3 protein-coding genes are annotated in these 3,161 nt (G+C 59.2%); 1 reads left to right on the top strand and 2 read right to left on the bottom strand.

Annotation, left to right across the window (positions count from 1 at the left end; translation table 11 throughout):
- Positions 1-1,515, top strand: a 1,515-nt coding sequence (locus tag VJR68_RS10035) for a glycoside hydrolase family 2 TIM barrel-domain containing protein (RefSeq protein WP_324147537.1), incomplete at its 5' end; no start/stop codon positions are given.
- 357 nt (positions 1,516-1,872) lie between these two features.
- On the opposite strand, the gene VJR68_RS10030 is transcribed toward VJR68_RS10035, so the two are convergent.
- Both VJR68_RS10030 and VJR68_RS10025 read right to left on the bottom strand, forming a co-directional pair.
- A complete protein-coding gene (locus tag VJR68_RS10030; RefSeq protein WP_324147536.1) occupies positions 1,873-2,394 on the bottom strand; it encodes a hypothetical protein in 522 nt (173 codons plus the stop codon).
- Between the two features lie 97 nt (positions 2,395-2,491).
- A partial coding sequence (locus tag VJR68_RS10025; RefSeq protein WP_324147535.1) for a glutathione S-transferase family protein occupies positions 2,492-3,161 on the bottom strand: 670 nt, incomplete at its 5' end.

Here is a 3,161-nt window from a genome sequence, read left to right as displayed (position 1 = left end):
GGCGAGCATATTCCGTTCGGCATTCGTACGGCTCATTTCGATCCCGACCACGGTTTCTTCTTGAACGGCAAGCCGCTCAAGATCCAAGGCACCTGCAACCACCAGGATCATGCCGGCGTCGGCGCCGCCTTGCCCGATCGCCTGCAAACCTTCCGCATCGCCGTGCTGCAAAGCATGGGCTGCAACGCCGTGCGCACCTCGCACAACATGCCCACGCCCGAATGGGTCGAAGCGTGCGACCGCATGGGCATGCTGATGATGTGCGAAACGCGCCAGATGAGCTCCAATCCAAGTGGCATGGAACAGCTCGACACCATGGTGAAGCGCTACCGCAATTCGCCGTCGATCATCATCTGGTCGATCGGCAACGAAGAATGGAAGCTGCAAAAAGGCGACATGGCGCCACAAGGCAAGCGCATCGCCACCGCCATGGTCGAGCGCTGCCACGAACTCGATCCCACGCGCGTGGTTTCCGCCGCTGTCAACGGCGATAACGAACAAGGCGTTTCCGATGCGCTCGACATCATCGGTTTCAACTACCACACCGATTTCCCTGACGACTTCCACAAGAAACACCCAACGCGCGCGATCTTTGGCTCGGAAACTTCCAGCGCCATTTCCACCCGCGGCGAATACACCTCCGACAAGACCAGGAACACCGTCAACAGCTACGACGGCGTGGTGGATTGGGGGCAAACGCCCGAACAATGGTGGACCTACTACGGCACGCGCGAATGGATGGCCGGCGGCTTTGCCTGGACCGGTTTCGACTATCGCGGCGAGCCGACACCGTATGCGTGGCCGTCGATCAGCTCGCAATTCGGCATCGTCGATATGTGCGGTTTTCCCAAGGATTATTATTACTACTACAAAGCCTGGTGGCGAAAAGAACCCAGCCTGCACGTATTTCCACACTGGAATTGGCAAGGCAAGGAAGGCCAGGATATTTCGGTATGGGTCTACACCAACCTCGACGAAGTGGAACTGCTGCTCAACGGCAAGAGCCTTGGCAGCAAGAAAGTGCCGCAGCTTGGACACGTTGAATGGAAGGTGGCCTACGCACCCGGCGTGATCGAAGCGCACGGTATCCGTAACGGCCAAACTGTGTTGGTCGAAAAGCGCGAAACCACCGGCCCCGCGCAAAAAATCCGCCTGACTGCCGACCGGCGCGAGATCGCGGCAGACGGGCAAGACCTCGCCATCATTACCGTCGAAGCGCTCGACGATCACGGCTGGCTGGTGCCTACGGCGGACAACAAGCTTGCGTTCCGCATCTCCGGCAAAGGCCAGCTGATCGGCGTCGGCAACGGCAACCCCAATTGCCTGGAGAGCGACAAGGAACCGAAACGCTCGCTGTTCAATGGCCTGGCGCAAGTCATCATTCAATCGACGGATGATGCTGGCCAAGTGCTGATTGAAGCGGTTGAAGATGGAGCCACGGGGCAGCCGTTGCGCTCAGCTTCGCTGGCTATCACCACCAAGAAGCCCAAGTCGCAAACGCCACGCGTGGCTTGATCGTAGGTTGCCATGAAAGTGCATGCCCCCTCTCCGACCCGTCACCCCGATGAACGACGGGGCCCAGCGACTTTTTCCGGTACCTCAAAAGCAAAGACACTAGGCCCCGGCATTCGCCGGGGTGACGGTGCTTGAGGTCACTTTCATCATAGCGGGTGCTCAGGCGCTGCATGATTGTTGGGAGAGCGAACGCGACCCCCAACATCTCAGAAATCCATCGCCATGTTGGGGTTCGGCTGCGCCTCACCCGAACCTACTCGGATTTCCTCCGACTCGTCGCCCCGGCGAAAGCCGGGGCCCAGTGTCTTTGGCGGTATCGAAAAGTGAATGTTGGTGACTTTCCTCTTGCCAATCACCCTAACGAACACGAGTGAAATAATTCGTCTTCATAACAGGCACCCCCTCCTTGCCAGGATAAACCGCAGTTTCGACCATGCTTTGATCGCCCGGCAAAACCGCATAGATCCGCGTCGAGACCAACACGCCCTTCTTCAACAGCGCCATCACCAGCACGCCAGGCGCGGGCAATTTCACTGCTCCCGTATCTGCCTCGGGACTGTTCTTGACGGCAGACGGCGTTCCATCGAGCGCGGCCGTACCCGAGGAATGAACCTCGTTGCCAGGTGCATAAACAATATCGACGCGCGTGGTCCACTTGGTGTCGCTCGCATGGCCAAACGTGAATATCACGCTCTTCGGGCGCTGCTCGGGTGGCATGCGCATGCGGGATGTGTCCAACGACCAACTGCCGAGCAAAGGCGATGCAGCAGCATGTTGCGGAAAAGCGGTCGCCGATGATTCAGGCGTAGCCGCGAAGGTAAATGGGGACGCAAGCGCGGCAACGAATGCCACGATCACGACTTTCAGCGAAGGCTTCATGTCTTACCCTTCCATGCAAGGTGGGGAGGAGATGCATCAGGCAGGCGCGGACGAGTATGCCCCGCCCTGTGGCCAAAAGCATCGATCCCCTGCCCCCTCATCGAGCGGATGCTTGCGCCAACCACGCCCTCCTCGATCGACATGTGTCCATGGCGCGCTGATAGCCTTCTCTCGCACTGGTGCGGGCCATATAAGACCGCTCCACTTCGCCGAGCGTGACACCGCCGCTTGTTTGCGCCAATTCCAACGCATACGTCACCGAAATGTCGGCTGCGGTGAACCGCTCACCGGCAAGATACGGTGTGCGCGCAAGCTGGCGGATAACCAGCGAGAGGCGGCTCTCGAAAGTGCTTAGCGCCTGGCCAGCACTCCAGTTTTGCCGCTCCGACTCCGGCGCAAAATTGCGCGCACCGACGACGAAGTAGATGGAAGCCGCAAGCCCGGCTTCACCAAGATGCAGAAACTGTTGGTAAGCAGGAAAGGCAGGATCGTGTGGCGAGGGCGCGAGCGGTGTTGGGCCGTAGCGAGCCATCAGGTATTCCATGATGGCGATGGACTCGACCATCGTGACGTCACCGTCTTGAATCGCCGGTATGAAACCGGCGGGATTGATGGCGAGAAACTCAGCGTCATGCTCGACACCGGCCAAGAGATCCACCGGCCGCAGCCGATAAGCGAGGCCCATTTCCTCCAGCAGCCAGATAATGCGAAACCCTCTTCCTTCGCCGAAGACGGTGATCATTGTTTGCACTCCTCTGTTGAGGCGA

It is taken from the genome of Dyella sp. (assembly GCF_035277725.1).
In the GTDB taxonomy this organism is placed as follows: domain Bacteria; phylum Pseudomonadota; class Gammaproteobacteria; order Xanthomonadales; family Rhodanobacteraceae; genus Dyella_B.
The sequence above is the reverse complement of the archived record's forward strand: the minus strand, read 5'-3'. Positions and strand labels throughout refer to the sequence as shown.